This window comes from Streptomyces sp. NPDC048411 (genome assembly GCF_040704695.1).
Taxonomy (GTDB): Bacteria; Actinomycetota; Actinomycetes; order Streptomycetales; family Streptomycetaceae; genus Streptomyces.
Genome location: NZ_JBEZKL010000026.1, coordinates 48,208 through 70,301 on the forward strand (window position 1 = coordinate 48,208; position 22,094 = coordinate 70,301).

The following is a 22,094-nucleotide window of genomic DNA, read 5'->3' on the forward strand; positions in this document are numbered from 1 at the left end:
AACTGGAAGTGGTGGATCTCCGCAGTACGGCATGGACCTGCTGTTACAGCGGCTGTGTTCCGCACCTCGCCGGGGAGATCACCTCAAACCCTGTCACGCGGCCGTGGCCCGGGCAGGGTCGCGAAGGTCCCCGTCCGTGGCCCTGCCGGCACCACCGTGCGTGGCCCGTTGCGACCACTGCGGCAGGGCCATTGGGCCCTGTCGTGCCCCGGCCGGAGCGTGGCAGCGGGCGTTCCCCGGTCCGGTTCGCGCGGCCGTCCGCCCCGGCTGCCGTTTTCGCGCGTGTGAATCGCCCGGACGCGTACGGGGTGGTGACTGTCATGGGGCGAAGGTCCTCGGCTCCGGCCCGACGGTCCCGGCATACGGCTGACGAGGTGGGGACCACGAGCCGGGCACGCGGGCCACCCGGCCCTCGCCCGCCGGCCGCCGCGACGGGAATCCTGGGAGCGATCAAGGAGGATCTCTGATGACTCGTCTCAAGACCAGGCCCGCCGTCGACATCCAAGTGGAGGCCCGCGGTCAGGTGCCACGCGGAGCGGCCGGCTACGCGCGTGAGAAGACGCTGGCCGCCCTTGACCACCTGAGCGAGCCGGTCCTTGCGGCCCGAGTGAAGCTCACTCAGGCCGCCAACGCGGCGTCGGGCCGTCCCGCCGCCGCGCAGGCCGTGGTGGACGTCAACGGGTGCCCGGTGCGGGCCCACGTGGCCGCGGGCACCATGTTCGAAGCCGTCGATCTGCTCCGTGACCGGCTGGTCGCCCGGCTGGCCAGGACACGCCGCCACAACCGGGGGGACCACCACGGTGACACGGTGCGCCTGCCCGGCGACCGGTGGCACGACGACGGGCACGAGCACCGTCCGCGGCACCGCCAGCTGCCGGCCGAGGAACGCCAGATCGTGCGGCACAAGTCATTCGGCCTGCCCCGGCAGACCCCCGAGGAGGCCGTTTTCGACCTGGAGTCGATGGACTACGACTTCTATCTCTTCGCCGACGCCGACTCCGGCCGCGACAGCGTCGTCTACCGCGACCCGCGCACCGGCTACCACCGCATGGCGACAGCCGACAAAGCCACTGCCGAGCCCCCGGCAGCACCGCATCTGACGGTGAGCGAGGTCCCGGCGCCCGAGATCAGTGTGCGGGAGGCGACCGAGCGACTGGCCCTCACCGGGCTGCCGTTCGTCTTCTTCCTCGACAGCGCCACCGGCCGCGGACACGTCCTGTACCACCGGTACGACGGCCACTACGGACTGATCACACCCGCCGCGTAGCGGCATCGCGGCACAGATGACCGAGATCGCCGCGAGCACCCCCAGCCGGAGGTGGTCGCGGCGGTCCGAACGCGACGGCTCGGACGGCTCGCAGGTCGTGGGCAAGGCCTCCGCCCTGCTGGACGCCGCCGTCGGCGCGGATCTGCTCGTGGTCGGCTGCCGCCGCCCGTTCGGGCGGCTCGGCCCGGTCCCCCACGCGATGCTCCACCATGCGCCGTGCCCCGTCGCCGTCGTCAGCGACTGAACCGTCGTCCATTCCCCCGCCGACACGTCGGGGCGGTCGCACGGCCGGAGCATCCGCTCGGGATGCCGGACGCCGGGTACGACGCCCTGTTCGTCCGCGACAGGCCGGTGACCCTCGCGTACCACGGCTGCCGGTGGCCGATCCACCGTCCTGACCGCCGCAGGGCGGGACATCCGAACCTGTAGGTACGCGGCTGCGCGGAGACCGGCACCACAACGCCCCTGTTCGGCATGGTGGTCCGTACTGATCCCGACCGCTCTCGGCGCGTCCTGGATGTCGTCGACCGTGGCCCGAGACTTGGGACTCGCATGGCCCGCGGCAGGTGACGAGGACATCCGGCCGCGCCGCCGCGACGGGATACCGGCGGAGGCACGTCGTCCCGCGCTCTGCTCCTGGGCCGTCACGCAGCGCCGGGCGGCCCCTGTCGTGCCGTCCGGCATCCCAACTCCCCCATGCGGCAAGGACCTCCGGCCCCATGCGCATGGCCCCTGGCCCCAAGCCCCGGGACGGCCACCACCGGCACAGTGGAACACGCGGTCGCCGCCGAGGTCGTCGAACCCCGCCCGAGCCCGTCTGACGGCCGGGCGGCCGGCCGCAGAGCGCCCGGCTCACCCGTGCTCGGCCACTGCCGCTACACCGGCGGACGTGGACCTGTGGTGGCAGTTGTTCCTGCGCAGATTTGATCTCGAGCACACTTTCCGGCTGATGAAGCAGACGCTCGGCTGGACCGCCCCAAAGGTCCGCCACGCCGACAGTGCCGACCTGTGGACCTGGCTCATCATCGCCGCCCACGCCCAACTCCGCCTCGCTCGGCCCCTGGCCGAGGACCTTCGCCACCCCTGGGAACGGCCAGCCGAGCCCCGCCGCCTCACCCCTGCCCGCGTCCGCCGGGGGTTTCGCAACCTCCGCGCGACGGCGGCCTGCCCGGCGGCCGCACCGCAACCGTCCCGACCGGGTCCGGGACGGCCTCCCGGTTCGAAGAACAGGCAGCGGGCCAAGCGCCACGACGTCGGCAAGACCGTCAAACGCGCCGAGTCGATCAAGGAACACCAAACCCGACGAGGATAAACGTCAAGCTTAGTGGTCTGCGGCGTAAGCCCTTCGGGGGTTGATCATGCTTTCGGAGTGGCGGAGGATTCTTCTGGGTGATCGGCGGTGTGCCGGTCGAGCCTGGCCAGCAGATCGTCCAGGTCGGAGGTGGTGAACTTCCACTGGAACGGCTGTGCCGTGGCGTTGTAGCGGTCTTCGAATACCCGGAGCCGGTCCGCGACCTCGGTGAGGTCGGTGAAGTCGTTGGGCGAGACGACCTTGCGCTGCACGACGGAGAAGTAGATCTCCACCTGGTTCAGCCAGGAGGCGTGGACTGGGGTATGGACGAGGACCGCGTTCGGGTAGGCGGCGGTCAGCCGGTCGGCGGCCTTCTTGCCGCGGTGGGAGGAGCCGTTGTCCACGATCCAGAACACCCGCTTGGCGCTGGCGTAGGGTTCGGTGCTCATGACCTGGGTGACCAGGTTCATGAACGGGTCGATGCCGGTGCGCGGCTCGGTGCGGCCGAACACCTTCGCGGCGTGGACGTCGTAGGCGGCGAGGTAGGCCAGGGCGCCGCCGCGGCCGTAGGTGTGGTTCACCCGCATCGCCCTGGCCTGCCCGGGGGCCAGGGTGGGGTGGCAGCGGCAGCGGGCCTGGACGGAGGTCTTCTCGTCCGCGCTGATCACGTACTCGTCCGCGCCGAGCGCAACGCCCTGCCAGGTGCGGGCGTACAAGCCGAGCACCCGCTCGGCCTTGAGGCGGAAGTCGGGGTCGGTGATGAAGATCCAGGACCGGTGCTGCCAGGGCTTGAGCGCGTCGTCGGCCAGCCAGCGGCGCACGGTGGAGGCGGAGACCGAGCTGGCGATCGCCCGGGCGGCAACCTCGCGGGCCAGCTCCGGGCACGACCAGCGTGCCAGCGGCACCCCGCTCTCGGCGGGCAGCCGGCAGGCCAGGGCCTTGACCTGGGCCACCTGCAGCGCGGTGAACGACGATGGCCGCCCTGACCGCTCGCGATCGGACAGACCGGCCAGACCGTGCTCGGCGAACCGGCCGCGCCAGCAGCGGACCGTGTCCAGGTGCAGCCCCGTCTCGCGGGCGATACGCGCGTTGGAGCGTGTGCGTGCGGCGTGCAGCACCACCTGCGCGCGCATCCGCAGCCGGTACTCGGTCTTGTGGCCGTAGGCCATCTTCTTCAGCCGCTCGCGCTCGGCGGCGCGCAGGACTATGGGGCGGGCGGCGGCAATGGGCACAGCAGGCAGGCCGATCGGCAGAAGTGGATCACGACAGGCCGAAAGCCTGCCGCATCCGGCCACCGGCCCCCTCGGGCAGGATGGGCGCCATGCCCACGCCTTCGGAACACACCCGGCTCTCCCTGGAGGCGCGCCTCGGCGAGCGCGCCCGCACCGCCTGGCCGCAGCTGGAGCAGCTGCACGTCCGCCACCGCGGAGCCTTCGCCTACGTGGAGGCGGAACTGGCCGACGGCGAACGCATCAAGCTGATGCGGCTGCGCTACACCGGTGCCGTCGGCAGGTGGGGCTTCGCCCTCTACCTGGCCGGTAACGGCCGGTACGAGGACTCCCTGCTGCCTACCGGCAGCCACACGGGCGCCCCCGCAGACGCGCTCGACTGCGCCTGCCGGCTCCACCTCGCCGCCGCCGACATCTGACCAGACACCGGGTGTCCTGTCCCGCCGCAGGCGAGCGGTGCTCGGAGGGTCCTGGACCGGCAGCAGTCGTTCATCGGATCGGACCAGGCCACGCGGTGGGCGGGACGATCCGTCGAACTTGCCTGCCGACTCGTCAGCAAAGCGCCTTCACCATCACACATTCCCTGGTCACACCGTCGGACAACAGGTCTCCGAGCTCTCCCGTGACGACGAAACCGTTGCGGCGGTACAGCGCGATGGCGGGCTCGTTGCCCGGGATCACCGCAAGTTTCAGCGTTGTAGCACCCGACTGCCGGGCCCATGTTTCGACTGCTGCTATCAACCCGTCGCCGACGCCGCCGCCTCGCGCCTGGGGGCTGACCCACACCGACCTCAGCTCACATACGCCACGGTCCCCCGGAAGACCGCTGGCCATCGCGATCGTTCGACCATCCAGCAACGCGACGATGTTGTAGGCGTCGGGCGTCTCCAGACGCGCACGCCACCGCTCCTCCCCACCGCTGGGCCAGTCCGCGAGCTGGGACTTGAATGCCTGCGGCGCCTCGCCCAGCGCGGCAAGGCGAACCTCCCGCCACAACGGCCAGTCGTTCGTCGTGAGAACCCGCAGGCGCACCATGTCGACGAGTCTGCCGCAGGGTTCGCGGAGCAGTCCACGCTAACGGCCTCGGCCTCCGGCATGTCCGCCACACTCCAGATCGTGTTCCTCGACACCGCTCGGTGGCGGGGGGCACGGTGACGGCTTGGCGAGCCGGGACACCAAGCACCACAACTGCTCCGCTGTCAACCCCCGAAGGACTTCCGGACCGGACCACTTAGCTGCGGCTGCGCATCATCGGCATCAGCAGCGCGTGCGTTTCGGCGTCAGCGGCCACCACAAGTCCGCGGCCGTCCGGCCCGATCGGGGCGCCGTCGATCCCGGTGACTACACAGCCGGCGGCCCGGCAGACGGCGATGCCGGCGGCGAAATGCACACTCCCGGACAGGTCACCGCCATCAGTGACGTACGCGGCGCGCTTGCCGGCCGCGACCCAGGCCAACGCCAACGTCGTGGACACGACACGCGGCCGGAACCGCTCGACGAACTCGGTGCGGGCCAGCAGGTCCACGGCCCGGAAGCCGGGCGCGCTCGGGAACGGCGGATCCAGGTTGACGTCCACCAGCCGAGTAGCAGACGTGGGCACCAGCTGCGCATCGGACCCGTCGTGCCGCACCCAGGCGGTCTCACCGTCGGTGAAGAAGACCTCGCCGCTGAACGGGTCGGCGACGGCCGCCGCGCCGTTGCGCAGCGCCACGTTGACGGCCACCAGCATGTTTCCCACGGCGTAGTTCAGCGTGCCGCACAAGGGATCCACCAACCACTGGCGCACGGCGTCGGCAGCACCGTGCTGCCCGCCTTCCTCGCCGAGGACCGCGTCATCGGGCCGAGCGGCACGGATGACGCCGAGGATCGTCTTCTCAGCCTCCACATCGGCGGCGGTGGCGAAGTCCCCAGCACCCTTGTCGATGCGAGTGAGCCGCTGTCCGTACATGGTGCGCACCACATCCGCGCCGGCACGCGCCCCAGCTATCGCAACTCCGGCATCGTCAAAGCTCGCGTACGAGTTCATCATGCTGTGCAGAATAGCGAGACGGATCCACCAACCCGGCGAGACTATGCGGTCAAGGCGCTGGACCGTTTCGTTCCGATCATCCGGTCGTTGGTCTGGCTGTGTCGTTGGCTGACACTCCGTGGGCGCGGATCGAGTCGTTATTTCCGGTCCGGTGGTTGGCCGGTTGGCCTCTGTGCTTATGCGCCGGCCGGGGGCATTACCCAGGGGCCTGACCGCGACGATGCCGCCGGGGCCGATTCCGCGGTCGGCGAGGTGAGGGGAATACGGGTCGATCAGCTCCGCGAAGGCGGCACTCCGCTTCTCGCCGCGCACTGGCTCGGGGACACGGTCCTGGCCTGACCCTACGGGACCGCCCTCGTGTCAGCCCGTGACGATTCCGACGACGAGGTTGATGGTGGTGGCCAGGATGCTCGCGCCGAAGACATAGGAGAGCAGGCAGTGCCGGAGGGCGACCGCGCGGATCGTAGAGCTGGAGACGTCGGTGTCGGAGACCTGATAGGTCATGCCGAGGTTGTAGCTGAAGTAGAGGAAGTCGCTGTACCGCGGCAAGTCGTCGGTATTGAAGTCGATCCCGCCCTCGGGTGGCAGGTAGTAGATGTACGCGTAGCGGGCGGCGTACATCAGGTGGAGTGCCGCCCAGGCCATGAACACGCCGCAGAGCGCGGTCGCGGCCGCGGCGTGGCTCAGGCCCGAGTGGCCGACGAGGAGCAGCGCCACGATGCTGACCAGTCCGCACACGGCGGCCGCGACTACGGCGAGTTCCTCGACGATGGGCCGGAACTCCTCGCGCCGGACGTTGCGATGGGTGGTGGCGGCGTCCATGGGCCACAAGGCGATCCACCCTGTCACGACGAAGAACGTTTCCGCCGCGGCGATCCCGGCGAGGATTCCCAGGGGTAGGTGGGTCAGGACGCCGACGACCGCTCCGACGACCGCTCCGACGACCGCCGCGCTCGCGAGTCGGGGAGCGGCGGAAACCATCAGCCAGTGGTTCATGGGGCCTCGAGAGTGATGCCTCGGCAGCTCGGTCAACGGTCTCAGGCTTCCAGTACGACGACGGTCTCGTCCGTGTAGGTCAGGAACATCAGCGTCTCATGGACGTACAGATCGATACCGCTGGCGTCGTGCCCGGTGCGGCCGATCGCCACATCCGCCAAAAGGCACAGTTCGAAGTGGCCTCCGCGGGCGGACAGGACGAAGGCACCTTTGAGGGCCGGCGCTCAGACCGGGGCGCCGTCCGGCACACCCCCGCGGAATATCCGGCACCGCCCAGTCCCCCAAAAGTCGAATGGCGAGCGGGTACGAGCGGGCATAGCCTGCCCGAAAGTGCCGTTTTATCCGCTCATGCCCGCATGGTGGAAGGGTTGAGAGTCTTGAGCGCCAACACTGACGAACAGGAATCCCTGGAGCCTCGTGTGGGTCCCACGCCCGAGGAGGATCCGGAGTTCCACCCCTACCACCACCCCGCCGCAGGCTGGGGTGCGGCCAAGAGCGTGACCCGTCTCCTGGTACGCGAGGGTGCGCTGGTGGACGGGCCGCGGGCGATCATGCGGATGAACCACGAGAACACCGGGTTCGACTGTCCGGGCTGCGCGTGGCCGGACGACACCAAGGGCCTGCACCTGGACATCTGCGAGAACGGGATCAAGCACGTCACCTGGGAGATGACCCGTAAGCGGGTCGGGCGCGAGTTCTTCGCCGCGCACTCGGTGACGGAGCTGGCCGGGTGGAGCGACTACGACCTGGAGAACCAGGGGCGGTTGACCGAACCGATGGTCTACGACCCCGATACGGACCACTACGTTCCGATCAGCTGGAAGGACGCGTTCGAGGTGGTCGGCCGTGCCCTGCGCGACCTCGACAACCCCAATCAGGCCTCGTACTACACTTCCGGCCGGCTCGGCAACGAGGCTACGTTCCTCTACCAGTTGATGGCCCGTGAACTGGGCACCAACAACCTGCCGGACTGCTCCAACATGTGCCACGAGGCCAGCGGCCGCGCCCTCCAGGCGTCCCTGGGCACCGGCAAGGGGACCGCCGACCTCAAGGACTGGGAGGCGGCCGACGCGCTGTTCATCCTGGGAGTCAACGCCGCCTCCAACGCGCCCCGGATGCTCACCGCCCTCGCCGAGGCCCACCATCGCGGCGCCCAGATCGTGCACGTCAATCCACTCGTCGAAGCGGCGGCCACACGCACCATCGTCCCGCACGACTTCACGGACATGGCCCTCTTCAAGACGACCCGCACCAGCACGCTGAACCTGCAGCCCCGCATCGGCGGCGACATGGCTCTGCTGCGCGGCGTGGCCAAGGCGATCCTGGAGCAGTCCGCAACCGACCCCAAGGCGCTGGACCGGGAGTTCATCGACCGCCATACCGCCGACTTCGAGGAATACCGCGCGCTGTGCGAGGCCACGCCGTGGGAGGAGATCGAGCACCAGTCCGGGCTGAGCCGCGCCGACATCCTCAAAGCGGCGCACGTGTACGCCGAAGCCGACCGCAGCATCTTCAGCTGGTGCCTGGGCATCAGCCAGCACGAACACGGCGTCGACACTGTCCGGGAGATCGTCAACCTGCTTCTGCTCCGCGGCAATCTGGGACGGGAAGGAGCAGGTCCCTCCCCCGTGCGAGGGCACAGCAACGTCCAGGGCAACCGCACCTGCGGCATCGATCACCGCCCCACCGACGAGTTCCTGGACCGCCTCGCCGAGGTCTGCAAGATCCAGCCGCCCCGTGCGCACGGCCTGGACACCGTCGGCACCATCGCCGCGATGCACCGCGGCGATGTGAAGGTGTTCGTCGGCATGGGCGGCAACTTCGCCCTCGCGGCGCCCGACACCCCGTACACCTACGCGGCGCTGCGCTCCTGTGACCTCACCGTCCACGTGAGCACCAAGCTGAACCGCAGCCACATCGTCCACGGCCGCCAGGCCCTCATCCTGCCGTGCCTCGGCCGTACGGAGAAGGACCATCAGCGCAAGGGCATCCAGAGCACGTCCGTCGAGGACTCGATGAGCATGGTCCACCTGTCGATCGGCATGAAACGGCCCGCCTCACCTCACCTGCTGTCCGAGCCGGCCATCATCGCCGGCATGGCCCGCGCCGCGCTGCCCGACAGCGCCACGCCCTGGGAGTGGTACATCGAGGACTACGACCGTATCCGCGACACCATGGCCAGGGTCCTCGACGGCTTCGAGGACTTCAACCGCCGCGTGCGCCTGCCCCTCGGCTTCCGCATCAAGCAGCCCGCCCGCGAACTGGTCTTCCTCACCCCGTCCGGACGCGCCGAGTTCTCCACCGCCACCCTGCCCGACGTGGTCCCCGCCCCCGGCACCCTCGCACTGGCCACCGTGCGGTCCCACGACCAGTGGAACACCACCATCTACTCCGACAACGATCGCTACCGAGGCATCAAGAACCTGCGCACGCTCGTCTTCATGAACCGGGCCGACATGCGCGAACGCGGTATCGCCGACCTCGGCCCCGTCGACATCACGAGCACCGCGAAGGACGGCAGCCAGCGGTCCCTCAACGGCTACCTCGCCATCCCCTACGACATTCCCCGCGGCTGCGCAGCCGGCTACATGCCCGAGATGAACGTGCTGTGCGCGCACGGCGACTACAGCACCCAGAGTGACCAACCGATCATGAAGCACGTCAAGGTCACCATCAGCCCCGCTGTCTGAACGGAGAGCGCGCACGGGCGGAGCTCCGCGTGGCATCACCGCCACCGGAAGAACCGCTCCAGGAGAAGGTAGGCACGCTGCTCCGCGGCGGCGAGTTCGGTGGGGTCGATCTCCGCCGGCCAGAGCTCGCCCGCCGCGGCGTCGTCGGCCTCGCGCAACTCCACCACGGCTGCTGCCAGGTGAGTCTGGACGATCGGGTACGACGGCTCCGAGCGGTCGTACAGCACTTTCTCGGCACGCTCGGACGCCTCCGTGCACGCGGCCAGCGCGCGCTCCGCTCGGACCGCCGCGTGGTCGTGGACCACCAACAGCGCGCACGCCAGCGCGATGGCGATCCCGAGGAGGCTGCTCAGCGCCCGGTCCTCGACGAGGGCTCCGGCAGGTGAGGGAGAGGCCAGGTCGGACAGCAGGAGAGCCAGTGGCGTGAGGAAGACGACGCCGAGACCGTAGTTGCGCGCCACGACATACTCCAGCAGGAACTCCAGGAGCACGATCACCAGGACGAGCACCACAGGTTCGGGGCGCGCGGACAGCACGCCGAGCGCGAGGATCAGTCCGGCGACCGTTCCCAGAGTGCGCTGGACGGCGCGCTGTGCGGCAGTGCGGACGTTGATCGAATGCAGCACCGCGGCGGCGGAGATCGCCGCCCAGTAGCCGTGGCCGAGGCCCAGAAGAAGGGCCGTCCATCCGGCAAGACCGGTGCCGATGACCATCCGCAGGGCGGGAACGATCAGGACCGACATGTGGCCGGGGCCGCCGGGACGCCGCCCCGTCACCAGTTCCGCGGCGCGCAGTTCGGCGGAGCGTCGGGCCGTAGGATCGGCCGGAACCGGCTCGGAGACCATGCCGGCCCGGGCGACCAGGGACGGGAGCGACAGCTCGGGCAGGAGTGGCGGAACCCGGTGGCGACGGTTCACAAGCAGGCGGACCTGGCGGCGCAGGTCCCGCGCCAGGCGGGTGGGGTCGTCCGGCGGCCGGCGGGAGGCACCGATCAGCAGCGACCAGGAGAGGTCGGTCAGGCGGACGCACGTGCCGCCCCGGCCGCCCTGCTCGGCGGCTGTCGGAGGCAGGAGACCGAGAGTCCGATATGCCTGGAGAACAGCGGCGGTCGCCCGGTGCCGGACGAGCCTGCTTCCGCCCCCCGCGCCGGTTGCCTCCACCAGGTCCGCGAGCTCGCGCAGAGCCGCAGCCACCGCGAGACGCTGCGGGCGATCCGGGTGCACGAACCAGCCCGACACGGCCAGTACCCAGGCCACGGCCGCACCCAAAGCGGCCAGGGCGGTATGGGGAAGGACGTCCGCCGGGGCCGGCGAACCATTGGCCGCCACGGCGAAGGAGAAGAGCAGCAGCACCGCGCCCAACCCGCTCAGGCGCGCCGCGTCACAGGCGAGTTTCGCGATCCCGGCCACCGCGGCCATGGCCGCGACCACCACGGCGGCGGCTCCCCCGTCCCGTGGATGGGCCCACGCGGCGAGAGCCGAACCACAGCCCACGCACGCCGTCATGGCCGCCGCGACCAGCGCGAGCACGCGGGCACGGCGCGCGTACGGCAGGTTGCGGCCGAACGTGGTGGTGAAGGAGCCCAGCATGGCGTAGACAGCCTGGTCGGCCCGCCCGGCCAGCGCCATGGGCAGCGCGGGCAGCGCCATCGCCAGCGCGGCACGCAGGGCGAAGAACAGGGCACCGTCCACGCTCTGCAGGGCGAGCGCGCCACGCGGGGAGAGCGCGCGCCCCACACGGGCTGCCGAACGCCTCGGGCTACTCCCGATCACAGCAGTGAACAGAAGACGCAAACGGGGCATACGCGGTGTATATCACCTACATCGGGTGCCGGGCGGTCATGGAGCGCGGCGGAACCTACCGCCCGGCGACCATCTTCCTGGACCACCGCCGCGATCCGGTCGCACGCCTGGTCCGCCTTCACCACGAACGCTGGGAGATCGAGTCGGCGTTCTACGCGCTGCGCCACACCCTCCTGCAGGGCTGCGTCCTGCGCTCAACCATCCCCGGCGGCCTGGAACAGGAGCTGTGGGCTGTGCTGTGTACATACCAGGTGCTGCGGGCGGGCCATGGTCGACTCCCTTCCCGCAGGACAACCACTCGACCCCGACCGGCTCAGCTTCACCGTCGCCCGGCAAACCGACGGCCCGGTCCTGCACTCACGACTGCTGAAGAACCGAGGCTATTGATCTGCAAGCCCTCACTTCATGGCCTTGGCCTACCCGTGGCGTCTGGATTCCCTGTACATCGAACGCCTACTCATGGAGAGCCCCACCCAACCCCGGCACCACCAGACCGGACTCGTACGCGATCACCACCGCGTGGGTCCGGTTCTGCGCGCCGAGCTTCGTCAGCACATTCCCGACGTGCGTCTTCACCGTCTCCAGGCTCACCGTGAGCGACTTCGCGATCTCCGGGTTGGACAGGCCGGTGGCCATCGACCGCAGCACCTCCTCCTCCCGGTCCGTCAACGCCGCCCTCGGCAACGCCTCGGCGCAGTCCAGCGCGCGGGCGGCGACCATCCGGCGCAGTGCCGTCGGGAAGAGGATCGCCTCACCCGCCGCCACCACCCGTACCGCCTCCGCGATCTGCGGGACCGGGCGCCGCTTGAGCACGAACCCGCTGGCCCCCGCGCTGAGCGCGGCGGTGACGTAGCCGTCGTGCTCGAAGGTGGTGATCACCACGACTTTCGGCGGTCCGACCCGACTCGGCCAGCAACTGCCGGGTGGCCTCGATGCCGTTGCACCGTGGCATCCGTACATCCATCAGGACCACGTCCGGCCGCAGCCGCCGCACTTGCTCGACGGCCTCGACTCCGTCGGCGGCCTCCCCGACCACTGCGATCCCCGGCTGCGCGCCGAGCAGCATGCGCAGACCGCTGCGGGTCACCTCGTCGTCGTCCGCGATCAGGAGGGTGACGGGGGTGCCGGTGGGGCTGGTGGTGGCGGTCTCGCTCGGGTCGGAGCCGATCACGCCGACACCCGTACCGGCAGCCGGACCGCCAGCCTCCAGCGCTGTGGCCCGTCCGGGCCGACCTCGATTTCACCGTGCAGCAGCCGTACGCGCTCGGCGAGACCGGGCAGGCCGTGCCCGGACGTCGGGAAAGCACCCGCGCCCGTGCCCAGGCCGACCCCCGTCCGGTTGACCACACAGAGCTCCAGTACGTCCCGCGCGGCCGCCACCCGGACCTCGATCGGACCGCCCGCCCCGTGCCGCAGCGCGTGCGTGAGCCCCTCCTGCACGATCCGGTACGCCTCCCGGGAGAGTGTGCCCCGTACCTGCGTCAAGTCGCCCGACAGCTCCGCCTCGACCGCCGCGCCCGCGTGCCGCAGCCGGTCGAGCAGCTCGGGCAGGTCGTCCAGGGTCCGGGGCGGGGCCGTCTTCGCCTTCTCCTCGCGCAGCACGCCCAGTACGTAGTCCAGGTCCTCCAGCGCGGCCCGGGCCGACTCCTCGATGCTGCGCAGGGCGCCCCGAGCCGCCACCGGGTCGGCGGAGAGCAACTGGTCCGCCACCGCGGCCTGGATCGTGGCCGCTGTCAGCGTGTGTCCGATGGAGTCGTGCAACTCGTGGGCCAGCCAGTTGCGTTCGGCCAGCTGCCGCTCCCGCTCGGCCGCCAGCGCCAGCCGTTCGGCCGACGACGGTCCGAGCAGCCTGGGCGCCAGCCACCGCAGGGCGTACATCACCACCGCACACACGACCGCCGCGAGGAGTGCGCAGCCGAGCGCCGCCGCCCAGCCCTGCGGGCCGCCCGCCACCCGCACCGTCCGGCCGAACAGGCTCAGTGCCGATTCGGCACCGAGCCAACCTTCCGGGAGGGTCAGGGCCGCGATGAACAGCACTCCGCCCACCAGCGCCGCCGTCCACCCCAGTGCCACATGCAGCAGCAGCCAGAGCGACGTCCGCCAACGGCCGGCGGCGGAAGTCGGCCCGGCGCCGGGTGAGCTCGCGGACCGACGTACGGCCACCGGATCCGGCAACGGCACCCCCAGCAGTCGGCGGGCGGACGCGATGAGAGCCCGCCGCGTGGTGCAGGCCAGCCCGACCCCGCCGATCAGCGCCGCCCAGACCAGCAGGGCCAGAACGGTCTGCACCGCATAGGGAGCGGACGGCCACGCCAGCGCCGGCAGCATGGCGAAAGGCAGCGGCGGAAGGCTCGCCAACGCGCCGCAACAGGCGAACAGCGCGCCCGCATACGTGGAGCCGCGCAGCAGCGGCCGGATTCCCTTGATCATGATCCGGCCAGTATGACGGGGCGGCTGACCTGCTGCCTCCCCCGATCGAGGGAGCATTTTCTCCCGCTTTCCCGCGATGCGCATCCGAGACCCCGGAAGCCAGGATCGTGCCCTGAGCAAGGGACGGGAGTACGGCTGATGAACGCGCCAGGGATCACACAGGGGATCACGCAGGAGACAGGGATGTCGCAGAACAGGAACGGCCTGGCCGTGGCCGCCATGGTGCTGGGCATCATCAGCCTGAGCACCTCGGTCTTCTTCATCGGCGGGCCGCTCGGCGTCATCGGCCTGGTCCTGGGCGTCGTCGCCCTGATCACCACCAAGCGGACCGGCATCGGCCGGGGCAAGGCCATCGCCGCCGTGGTGACGTCGGCCATCGCGATCGCGGTGTCCGTCCTGATCGCCGTCTTCATGGTCTGGTATGCGAACCACACGCAGGAGTGCTATCAGCCCGACAGCTTCCAGCAGTACAAGCAGTGCGTCCGCCAGCAGCTCACCTGAAGCTGAGACCGCGGAATTCCCCATAGATACATAGGAGTTGACTCGTGCGTGTACAGGCTTGGCAGAGGTTTGGTCCGCCCGGCGGGCGGCGGGGCGGTCGGCGCAGGGCGATAACGGCTGTGGCCGCGGTGGCTGTTGGCCTCATGACGATGGGGGCCTTGACGCCGCCTTCGGCGTCCGCCGCGCGGCCGGACTCCGTCCAGCGGGGTCTGGACGCGCTGGTGTACGACGACGGTCTGCCTGCCGCGCTGGCCAGCGTGAAGGACCGCGAGGGTCGCGAGGGTCAAACCCGTAACTACACTGCTGGTGTGGCCGACTTGGCCACCAAGGCGAAGGTACCGGCCGACGGTCAGGTGCGGATCGGCAGCAACACCAAGACGTTCACCGCGGTGGTCGTGCTGCAACTGGTCGGCGAGGGCAAGGTCAGCCTTGACGCCCCGGTCGACACCTACCTGCCGGGGCTCGTACGCGGCGACGGCATCGACGGGCGCCGCATCACCGTCCGCCAGCTCCTCCAGCACACCAGCGGGCTTCCCGAATACGGCGACCACCTCGATGACCACGCCATGCAGCACCAGTACTTCGATCCCCGCGACCTCCTCGACATCGCCCTCCAGCACAAGGCCGACTTCGCCCCCGGGACGAAATGGGCGTACAGCAACACCAACTACGTACTGGCCGGCCTGATCGTCCAGAAGGTCACCGGCCGGCCCCTGGCCGAGGAAATGGAGCAGCGAATCATCAAGCGCATCGGGCTGCGCCGCACCTACTTCCCGACCCCCGGCGACATGACTATTCGCGAGCCCCACCCCAAGGGCTACTACCAGGATGCGGCGGGCGCACCCCTGCGGGACTTCACGAAGATCGACCCTTCCTGGGGCTGGGCGGCGGGCCAGCTGATCTCCACCAACTCCGATGTCAACCGGTTCTTCGGTGCGCTCCTGTCCGGGCGCCTCCTCCCGGCGGCCCAGCTCAAGGAGATGCGTACCACCGTCCCCGTCGGGCACACCGGCGCGGGCTACGGCCTCAAGCTCATGAGCCGGCCGTTGTCGTGCGGCGGGGTCTACTGGGGCCACGGCGGTGACATCCCAGGTTACGAGGTCCGGGGCGGCGTCACAGACGACGGCCGCGCCGTCAGTGTCGCGGTGACCGAGATCCCGCCCGACGCGGCAGTCACGGAGCGCCTGGAGGGCGTCGTGGACAAGGCGCTGTGCCGTTGAGCCGCGCCTCCCAGGGGCGCCAAGGATACGGCCGTCCGCCGGCGGCGGCGAGGGTCTGCACCATGAGCTTCACGTCTGCTGGCCACCGCCATCGAGGAGGGTCGGGACCCGTCCTCGATGAGCGGCATCCAGGCCGACAGCGCCTACCGTCTGCTGCCGGCCTGACGGCCCGGCCTCACTTCAGGTGCCGGCCGAAGAACCGGCCCCCGTCCTCCACCTCGAACCACGGGGTACCGACGTGCCCGCCCAGATTGGCGTGCAGCGTCTTCTCCTTGCTGCCGAAGGCGTCGAACAGGTCCAGGGCCCGCTGCCGGGGGTTCCCTTCGTCGTCCCACTGCAGCAGGAACAGCAGCGGAATGGTGACCTGCCGGGCCTCCTCGCGCTGGGCGCGAGGCACGAAACCCCCGGCGAAGAAACCGGCGGCCGCGATGCGCGGCTCGACCACCGCCAGCCGAATGCCGACGGCGGTCCACCCCGAGTACCCGACCGGGCCACCGATCTCGGGCAGCGCAAGGAGGGCGTCCAGGGTGGTCCGCCATTCCGGGACCGCCCTTTCGACCAGCGGGCCGATGAAGGACTCGAAGATCTCATCGACCGGCTCGCCGGCCTGCATCGCCCGGCGGAGGTCGGCGCGAGCCTGCTCATCGGCGGCGGAACGGGGCCGGTCACCGCAGCCGGGGGCGTCGATGGCGGCCACCGCGTAGCCGTACGCCGCGGAGTGCCGGGCCCGGGCCACCAGCCGGGATTCCCGCTTGGGCAGACCGTTGTTGTGGGCCATCAGGATCAGCGGGGCCGGTGCGGCGGATCCAGGCGTCCACAGGGTGCCGGGGATCTCGCCGAGGGTGAATTCGCGCTCGAGGACGCCGTCGTCGAGGCGCTGTTCGGAAGTGAATTGCATGGTCGTGCCTTTCGGGAGTGCTCTAGAACGGCGCTCCCGGACGACCTATCGCCCGACCGTGACCCCGGAGGGGAGCACCCATGTCGATACTGCGTTCACGGGTACCACCTCCTCGTTCTCTCGCACGGCCTCCGGAAGATTAGCAAGTGGTCGCCGTGGTCCGCCAACGGATTCTTGCGGAGACTCCGTGGTTGGGGTCTCACCGCAGCTTCCCGAGTGGAGCGCCTTGACGGCGAGCTGTCCCGGCCGGTCCGGCGGTGGGACCCTGCGGCGCGTGTCTGGGTTCGCGAGAGATCCGAAGTACTACGGCGACCGGTTGGTGTACGAGCCGCTGGGGGGGAAGTGGGCCGGGTACCACGCCCGGCACTGCGGGTGCGGTCAGGACTGGCTCGAAGCTCATGCCGTTCCGGCGGGGTTCACGGTGATTCCCCGGGGCAGGACCGGCTACTGCGGGCTCGTCGGGCCGGGCCTGACCGAGGGCGTGGACGAATCGGCACTGACGGCGAACGCGCTCCGATTGTGTTTGTCTTGCCCGACCCTGCGGAGTGTTGGACCAGGAAGTCTCCTCCTGCGCTCTCAGCCTGGACCTGCTCGACGATTCGTGAGACGGCCCGAAAACGTGGTTCACGGGGCAAGGAGACAGGGGTGAGCATCCGTCCTGCGAAACTTGCGGTCACTGAGTACGGGAGTTGCCTGCATCTCCAAAACGGCGCGCGCTTCGCCGAGTTGAAAGGGCGGCCTGAACGGAGGCTGATGCAACCGCAGGCATGACGAACCTCCTGACGGACCCGGAATGCGGCCTGCCGATCGTCGGCACGGATCTGGACTGCTCCTGCGGCAAGCCACCCGAGCGCCAGGAACCTCATGCGAGGGGCGGCCACGCCGGGCACCGGTGACTCCCAGCCAACTTCGGTTGGGTCAGCGGCCGATCGATGTGCTCGGTACCGCGCACGGACGGCGTCGGCACCGAAGATTCCCGCCAACCCATTACCAAACGTTTACTGAGCAGATACCTTTCTCCTTGCCGGTGGGGGGCGGAGCGATCCGGCCGCCCCTGTCTGCCCCGGAGCACCGCCGTACGTCGTTTGGCCCATTTTCGGCCAGTACGCCTATTTCTCATGGACCGCCGGAAGGAAGCGTTTTGAACGCTCGGAACCGCCGCATCACGGTAGCCACCGTATCCGTCGCAGGGCTCATAGCGCCGCTGCTGCTGATCGGATCGGGCACCGCCTCCGCCCACAGCGGCCCTGCCAAGGAGGCTGCCAAGCTCGCAGAGAAGCTCGTCAAGAAGAGCAACGCCGAGGATGCCTACGAGCATCTGAAGCAGTTCCAGCGGATCGCTGACAAGAACGGGAACACCCGGGTGGCCGGGTCGGAGGGGCACCGGCAGTCGGCCGAGTACGTCGAAGGCCTGCTGAGGAAGGCCGGGTACTCGGTGACCCGGAACGAGTTCGACTACCCGTTCACCGAGACGCTGGCGCAGAGCCTTCGGGTGGTGTCGCCGCAGCAGCAGGACGTCCCGTTGATCGCCATGACGTACTCCGCCAGCAGCCCGGTCGGCGGCATCACCGCCCCGGTCGCGGTGGTGCCGGTCGACGCCACCACCGGCTGCGAGCCGGAGGACTACGCCCCCGGGACGTTCACCGGCAAGATCGCGCTGATCAAGCGCGGCGGCTGCGCCTTTGCGCAGAAGCAGGAGACCGCCGCCGGTGCAGGCGCGGTCGGCGCGATCATCTACAACAACACCGAGGGCGCGCTCAATGGCACCCTGGGAGACCCGTCCGTCGCCAAGATCCCGGCCGGCGGCGTCACGCAGGCGGACGGCGAGGCGCTCGCGGCCAAGGCCGCCGCCGGCACAGTGACCGTCAACCTGGAGATCCGCACCTTCGCGGAGACCCGGCACACCTACAACGTGATCGCCGAGACCAAGGGCGGCGACGCCGACAACGTGGTGATGTTCGGCGCCCACCTGGACTCGGTGGCGGCCGGTCCGGGCATCAATGACAACGGCTCCGGCTCCGCCGGCATCCTCGACGTGGCCCTGAACTTTGCCCACGAGAAGGTCAAGAACAAGGTGCGCTTCGCCTGGTGGTCGGCTGAGGAGTTCGGCCTGCTGGGCTCGGAGGCGTACGTCAACAGCCTCTCGGCGGCGGACCTTGCGAAGGTCAAGCTGTACCTGAACTTCGACATGATCGCCTCGCCGAACTACGCCCAGTTCGTCTACGACGGCGACGACTCCGACCAGGTCGGTGCCGGCCCCGGCCCGGAGGGCTCGGCGCAGCTGGAGCGACAGATCACCGACTACCTGGACAGCCGGGGCGTCCCGCACGAGGGCACCGACTTCACCGGCCGGTCGGACTACGGGCCGTTCATCGAGGTGGGCATACCCTCGGGCGGCACCTTCACCGGCGCCGAGGGCATCAAGACGGCCGAGCAGGCAAAGGTGTACGGCGGTAAGGCCGGTGTCGCGTACGACGCCTGCTACCACGCCGCTTGCGACACCCTGAAGAACATCAACATGAAGGCGTTCGACGTCAACATCGACATCATCGCCAACGCGGTGGGCCAGTACGCCTGGGACACCAGCCTTCTGAGCAAGCCGGTGGCGCCGCAGAACACCACGGGTTCGGCGGGCAGCGGCGGTGGCCTGCACGAGGGCCACGACCACGAGGTCACCGAGTAACTCCCGGTACACACGGGGGGGAGGGCTGGACTGTCCGGCCCTCCCCTTCGATGCTGCGGCGGGAGGCGCGGTCGCTACGGTTCCTTGCGGAGGAAGACCCTGGCAGGTGGGCTTGATCTGCTTTGACGGACATCGAAGTTCAGGGGCTCAGCCCCGGGAGGATGTCCACCATGGAGAGCATGGGGAAGAAGCCTCGCCCTCGCCGCTCGTTCACGCCTGCGTTCACGGCCGAGATCGTCGAGCTGTGCCGTCGCGGTGACCGCTCGGTCGGACAGATCGCCAAGGACTTCGATCTCACCGAGACCGCAGTTCGGCTGTGGGTCAACCAAGCCGAGGTCGACGCGGGTGAACGGGATGGCCTGACCAGCAGTGAACGTGAGGAGCTGGCCGCGTTGCAGCGCGAGAACTGCAGGCTTCGGGAGGACGTTGACATCCTCAAGCGTGCGATGGCTTTCTTCGCGAAGGAGACCCGGTGAAGAGTTCACCGAGCCGCGCGACCGCGGCGTGCGCCGCATCCGCCCATTCGGGCTCCGGAACCTTGGCGGCGCCAGCCAGCCCCTCCATGTCGAAGAGCTGCTCCGCCGCGCGAACCGCGCGCTCAATCGCCGCCGTCATCCCCACCCCTAGGTCGGCCACTCTCTGCTTACGAGCGTAGATCGTCCGGTCGGGACGGACACCCCGCGAACATCAGGTCACGCGGTATGGTCATACTCGGCTCCTGCTGTCTGCGGGCGAGGACCTGGACGGCCGGCAGGGCCCGTTGCTGTCGCAGAACGATACATTGCGGGTGGCCCCGCAGCCGCACAGTACGGCCCGGGTCTCCTGCCGTACTCCGTCCGCCGTGTCGACGGCGAGCTCGCCTCGGATCACGAGCGCGCCGTCCGGGCGGCGCGAGATCGTGGGCCAGGCGGGGGATTCATCCGCCGCGCCGTCCGTCCGGTGGTACTGCAGGGCACCGCTGAGGCAAAGCCGGACGATCTGCTCGATCTCGGCGACGGGGACGGCCGTCGGCTGGCTCCACGGCCTGTGGGCGGTGTCGAAGACCTCCGGCAGTCCCTGCACGCATTCCGCCGTGTGCAGGCAGAGCGCGGCCTCGTAGCTGACGACGATGCTCTCGCCCCGGTAGGACCTGGCGTCCGTACGTCGTGCGGTTCACGCCCTCCCTCACCCCTTCCCGCCAGCCACGAGTCGCATCAGATCGGTGCTGAAGTCCACGTCCTCGACGCCTCGTTCGGCGCGCGTGGCGTTGCCGCCGAACCGGTGGCTGTAAGCGGTCCAGGCACGGTCGGCGATGGAGCCGCCGATGCCGCTGCGCAGCAGCACCACGAGTTCGGTGGCGGCGCGTTCGATCCGGTGGCCGAGTGCGGAATCCCCCAGTCCTCGGGCGCTGCGAAGAGGGACGTGGGTACGGGCAGCGCGCGCAGGAAGGCGAACAGGGGCCGGAGTTGCTCGTCAACGACCATGGCGTGCCGGGAGGTGCCCGCGGTGGCGGCGAGGATCACCGGCTTGGCGATGAGCAGGTCGTTGTCGAGCATATCGGCAAAGGACTTGAACAGTCCGCTGATGCCGGCCTTGTACACCGGCGTGGTGGCGATGACGGCGTCGGCGGCGGCAAGGCGTTCGAACGCGGCCTGGAGGCGCTCACCGGGGAAACCCGAGACGATCGCCTGGGCCGTATCGGCGGCGAGGGGTCCGAGCTCAATGGCGCTGGCGGTCGCTGACTCGCCGGACTCACGGAGCAGGTCGAGAGCTTTCTGCGCCGCCCAGTCGGCGAGGAGGCGGCTGGACGACGGCTCGCTCACACCGGCGCTGACGACGACGAGGCGCAGGGGTTCGTCGTGGCTCATGTGTGGTTCCTCCTCGTCACAGGGACTTCGGGAAGTGGGCCCGTACGGACGGGTCGCTGTCCTGGTACGGCGACGCGCCGGACAGGTTGTCGCCGCGGTTGGGGTTCGGGCGCGGCTGCCGCGGCTCGGCATCCCCGTACTTCGCCCTCACCAGGTCGGCGTGGGTGGGGGCGTCCGGCACCCCGGGGGCGCGCCTGCCGGCCATCTCCTTGCGGAGCACGGGGACGACCTCCGTTCCGAGCAGCTCCACCTGTTCGAGCGCCATCTCGACCGGCAGGGCCATCCCGTCCACCGCGAAGAGCTGGCGCTGGTAGTCGCCGAAGCCCTCCTGGAAGGTGAGGGTCTTGTCGATGACCTCCTGCGGGCTGCCGACGGTCAGCGGGGTGCGGGTCATGTAGTCGTCGAGCGAACTGCCCCGGAAGACCGGGTAATTCTCAAAGTAAGGGCGGAAGGTGTTCACCGCGTCCTGGGAGCGCCGGGCGATGAACGCCTGCCCTCCGAGGCCGACGATCGCCTGCTTCTTGGTGCCGTGCCCGTAGTGCTCGAAGCGGCTGCGGTAGAGGTCCACGATCGGCTTGAAATGCAGATTGGGCGCGAGAACGTGGTTGGCGAAGAATCCGTTGCCGTAGTAGGCGGCCTGTTCGGCGATCTCCGGTGAGCGGATCGATCCGTGCCAGACGAAGGGGGGTACGTCGTCCAGCGGCCGGGGCGTCGAGGTGAAGCCCTGCAGCGGGGTCCGGAACTCGCCCTCCCAGTCAACAACGTCCTCGCGCCAGAGCCGGTGCAGCAGGTTGTAGTTCTCGAGGGCCAGCGCCATGCCCTTGCCGGGTAACGCCGTCCCCGAGCGCCCGCCCTACAGCGGCCAGGGCCGCCCGCCCGGACCGGCCTACCCCGGACAGCACAGCACTCTGCGCCAACTCGCCCTGGACACAGGGCGATCGTCGGCACGAACCGTGACCTGGCGCCAGGGCAGCAAGACCACGAAACACAACCCCCGTGCCGAGATGCGCTCGCGGTTCCTGGCACTGCGGGTCCGACCCGCAAACCGGACGATCCGCCGCGCCACCGACGGCTCCCTGCCCGAGTGCTGGCTGCTGGCCGAATGGCCGCCCGGCACCGCCGAGCCCACCGACTACTGGCTCTCCACCCTGCCTGCCGACACCCCGCTGCGCGAACTCGTCCGCATCGCCAAGATCCGCTGGCGCGTTGAA

15 protein-coding genes and 9 pseudogenes are annotated in these 22,094 nt (G+C 69.7%); 12 read left to right on the forward strand and 12 right to left on the reverse strand.

What is annotated here, in order from left to right:
- Positions 1–466 precede the first annotated feature (466 nt).
- The 4 genes and pseudogenes from AB0915_RS12605 to AB0915_RS12620 all read left to right on the forward strand — a co-directional run.
- Positions 467–1,267: an HPF/RaiA family ribosome-associated protein gene (locus AB0915_RS12605; protein ID WP_366691062.1), complete on the forward strand. Its 801-nt coding sequence runs from the start codon at positions 467–469 to the stop codon at positions 1,265–1,267.
- 100 nt (positions 1,268–1,367) lie between these two features.
- Positions 1,368–1,511, forward strand: a pseudogene (locus AB0915_RS12610) (universal stress protein); the annotation flags it as partial.
- Between the two features lie 47 nt (positions 1,512–1,558).
- A pseudogene (locus AB0915_RS12615) lies at positions 1,559–1,819 on the forward strand (phosphoketolase); the annotation flags it as partial.
- Between the two features lie 310 nt (positions 1,820–2,129).
- Positions 2,130–2,579, forward strand: a pseudogene (locus AB0915_RS12620) (transposase); the annotation flags it as partial.
- A 44-nt stretch (positions 2,580–2,623) separates the two neighbouring features.
- Here the strand turns inward: AB0915_RS12620 and AB0915_RS12625 are convergent.
- On the reverse strand, positions 2,624–3,790 hold the full coding sequence (locus AB0915_RS12625; protein WP_366691063.1) for an IS630 family transposase: 1,167 nt from the start codon (positions 3,788–3,790) through the stop codon (positions 2,624–2,626).
- An 89-nt stretch (positions 3,791–3,879) separates the two neighbouring features.
- On the opposite strand from AB0915_RS12625, the gene AB0915_RS12630 reads away from it, so the two are divergent.
- Positions 3,880–4,206, forward strand: coding sequence for a hypothetical protein (locus tag AB0915_RS12630; RefSeq protein WP_366691064.1), 327 nt, complete (start codon positions 3,880–3,882; stop codon positions 4,204–4,206).
- 133 nt (positions 4,207–4,339) lie between these two features.
- On the opposite strand, the gene AB0915_RS12635 is transcribed toward AB0915_RS12630, so the two are convergent.
- The 4 genes and pseudogenes from AB0915_RS12635 to AB0915_RS12650 form a co-directional block, all read right to left on the reverse strand.
- Positions 4,340–4,822: a GNAT family N-acetyltransferase gene (locus AB0915_RS12635; RefSeq protein ID WP_366691065.1), complete on the reverse strand. Its 483-nt coding sequence runs from the start codon at positions 4,820–4,822 to the stop codon at positions 4,340–4,342.
- A 196-nt stretch (positions 4,823–5,018) separates the two neighbouring features.
- The gene (locus AB0915_RS12640; RefSeq protein WP_366691066.1) at positions 5,019–5,816 is read right to left on the reverse strand and encodes an inositol monophosphatase family protein; all 798 of its coding nucleotides are present in this window, start codon (positions 5,814–5,816) and stop codon (positions 5,019–5,021) included.
- Between the two features lie 360 nt (positions 5,817–6,176).
- Entirely contained in the window at positions 6,177–6,812 is a 636-nt protein-coding gene (locus AB0915_RS12645; protein ID WP_366691067.1) for a DUF1345 domain-containing protein, read from the reverse strand.
- Positions 6,813–6,853: 41 nt separating this feature from the next.
- A pseudogene (locus AB0915_RS12650) lies at positions 6,854–7,024 on the reverse strand (encapsulin); the annotation flags it as partial.
- A 165-nt stretch (positions 7,025–7,189) separates the two neighbouring features.
- On the opposite strand from AB0915_RS12650, the gene AB0915_RS12655 reads away from it, so the two are divergent.
- Positions 7,190–9,502: an FdhF/YdeP family oxidoreductase gene (locus AB0915_RS12655; RefSeq protein ID WP_366691068.1), complete on the forward strand. Its 2,313-nt coding sequence runs from the start codon at positions 7,190–7,192 to the stop codon at positions 9,500–9,502.
- Positions 9,503–9,537: 35 nt separating this feature from the next.
- Here AB0915_RS12655 and AB0915_RS12660 read toward each other — a convergent pair whose 3' ends face one another.
- Positions 9,538–11,304 carry an FUSC family protein gene (locus tag AB0915_RS12660; RefSeq protein ID WP_366691069.1) on the reverse strand — a complete coding sequence of 589 codons (1,767 nt, stop codon included), beginning with the start codon at positions 11,302–11,304 and terminating at the stop codon, positions 9,538–9,540.
- 50 nt (positions 11,305–11,354) lie between these two features.
- On the opposite strand from AB0915_RS12660, the pseudogene AB0915_RS12665 reads away from it, so the two are divergent.
- Positions 11,355–11,643 (forward strand): annotated as a pseudogene (locus AB0915_RS12665) (IS4 family transposase); the annotation flags it as partial.
- A gap of 114 nt (positions 11,644–11,757) precedes the next feature.
- Here AB0915_RS12665 and AB0915_RS12670 read toward each other — a convergent pair.
- A pseudogene (locus AB0915_RS12670) lies at positions 11,758–12,370 on the reverse strand (response regulator transcription factor).
- A gap of 101 nt (positions 12,371–12,471) precedes the next feature.
- Positions 12,472–13,734 (reverse strand): histidine kinase, encoded by a 1,263-nt coding sequence (locus AB0915_RS12675; protein ID WP_366691070.1) that lies wholly within the window; start codon positions 13,732–13,734, stop codon positions 12,472–12,474.
- 183 nt (positions 13,735–13,917) lie between these two features.
- On the opposite strand from AB0915_RS12675, the gene AB0915_RS12680 reads away from it, so the two are divergent.
- Together AB0915_RS12680 and AB0915_RS12685 are read left to right on the forward strand one after the other, a co-directional pair.
- Positions 13,918–14,235 carry a DUF4190 domain-containing protein gene (locus AB0915_RS12680; protein WP_366691071.1) on the forward strand — a complete coding sequence of 106 codons (318 nt, stop codon included), beginning with the start codon at positions 13,918–13,920 and terminating at the stop codon, positions 14,233–14,235.
- A 149-nt stretch (positions 14,236–14,384) separates the two neighbouring features.
- Complete coding sequence (locus tag AB0915_RS12685; RefSeq protein ID WP_366691072.1) at positions 14,385–15,455, forward strand: serine hydrolase domain-containing protein; 1,071 nt, start codon at positions 14,385–14,387, stop codon at positions 15,453–15,455.
- Positions 15,456–15,630: 175 nt separating this feature from the next.
- Here AB0915_RS12685 and AB0915_RS12690 read toward each other — a convergent pair whose 3' ends face one another.
- Positions 15,631–16,353, reverse strand: a complete 723-nt coding sequence (locus AB0915_RS12690; RefSeq protein WP_366691073.1) for an alpha/beta hydrolase — start codon at positions 16,351–16,353, stop codon at positions 15,631–15,633.
- 1,141 nt (positions 16,354–17,494) lie between these two features.
- On the opposite strand from AB0915_RS12690, the gene AB0915_RS12695 reads away from it, so the two are divergent.
- Both AB0915_RS12695 and AB0915_RS12700 read left to right on the forward strand, forming a co-directional pair.
- Positions 17,495–19,036, forward strand: a complete 1,542-nt coding sequence (locus AB0915_RS12695; protein WP_366691074.1) for a M28 family metallopeptidase — start codon at positions 17,495–17,497, stop codon at positions 19,034–19,036.
- Between the two features lie 179 nt (positions 19,037–19,215).
- Positions 19,216–19,494: pseudogene (locus AB0915_RS12700) on the forward strand (transposase); the annotation flags it as partial.
- 247 nt (positions 19,495–19,741) lie between these two features.
- Here the strand turns inward: AB0915_RS12700 and AB0915_RS12705 are convergent.
- The 3 genes and pseudogenes from AB0915_RS12705 to AB0915_RS12715 all read right to left on the reverse strand — a co-directional run.
- Positions 19,742–20,149 (reverse strand): annotated as a pseudogene (locus AB0915_RS12705) ((4Fe-4S)-binding protein); the annotation flags it as partial.
- Between the two features lie 80 nt (positions 20,150–20,229).
- Complete coding sequence (locus AB0915_RS12710) at positions 20,230–20,883, reverse strand: CE1759 family FMN reductase (protein WP_366691075.1); 654 nt, start codon at positions 20,881–20,883, stop codon at positions 20,230–20,232.
- A gap of 16 nt (positions 20,884–20,899) precedes the next feature.
- Positions 20,900–21,706 (reverse strand): annotated as a pseudogene (locus AB0915_RS12715) (LLM class flavin-dependent oxidoreductase); the annotation flags it as partial.
- Here AB0915_RS12715 and AB0915_RS12720 point away from each other — a divergent pair.
- The coding region (locus AB0915_RS12720) for a transposase (protein ID WP_366691076.1) at positions 21,699–22,094 on the forward strand (396 nt) is incomplete at its 3' end. The pseudogene AB0915_RS12715 and the gene AB0915_RS12720 sit on opposite strands and share 8 nt — an antisense overlap.

Coding starts and splice junctions, on each gene's coding strand:
- AB0915_RS12635 (WP_366691065.1), bottom strand. CDS start 4,822: ATGGTGCGCCTGCGGGTTCTCACGACGAACGACTGGCCGTTGTGGCGG.
- AB0915_RS12675 (WP_366691070.1), bottom strand. CDS start 13,734: ATGATCAAGGGAATCCGGCCGCTGCTGCGCGGCTCCACGTATGCGGGC.
- AB0915_RS12630 (WP_366691064.1), top strand. CDS start 3,880: ATGCCCACGCCTTCGGAACACACCCGGCTCTCCCTGGAGGCGCGCCTC.
- AB0915_RS12645 (WP_366691067.1), bottom strand. CDS start 6,812: ATGAACCACTGGCTGATGGTTTCCGCCGCTCCCCGACTCGCGAGCGCG.
- AB0915_RS12710 (WP_366691075.1), bottom strand. CDS start 20,883: ATGAGCCACGACGAACCCCTGCGCCTCGTCGTCGTCAGCGCCGGTGTG.
- AB0915_RS12690 (WP_366691073.1), bottom strand. CDS start 16,353: ATGCAATTCACTTCCGAACAGCGCCTCGACGACGGCGTCCTCGAGCGC.
- AB0915_RS12685 (WP_366691072.1), top strand. CDS start 14,385: ATGGGGGCCTTGACGCCGCCTTCGGCGTCCGCCGCGCGGCCGGACTCC.
- AB0915_RS12640 (WP_366691066.1), bottom strand. CDS start 5,816: ATGATGAACTCGTACGCGAGCTTTGACGATGCCGGAGTTGCGATAGCT.
- AB0915_RS12605 (WP_366691062.1), top strand. CDS start 467: ATGACTCGTCTCAAGACCAGGCCCGCCGTCGACATCCAAGTGGAGGCC.
- AB0915_RS12680 (WP_366691071.1), top strand. CDS start 13,918: ATGTCGCAGAACAGGAACGGCCTGGCCGTGGCCGCCATGGTGCTGGGC.
- AB0915_RS12660 (WP_366691069.1), bottom strand. CDS start 11,304: ATGCCCCGTTTGCGTCTTCTGTTCACTGCTGTGATCGGGAGTAGCCCG.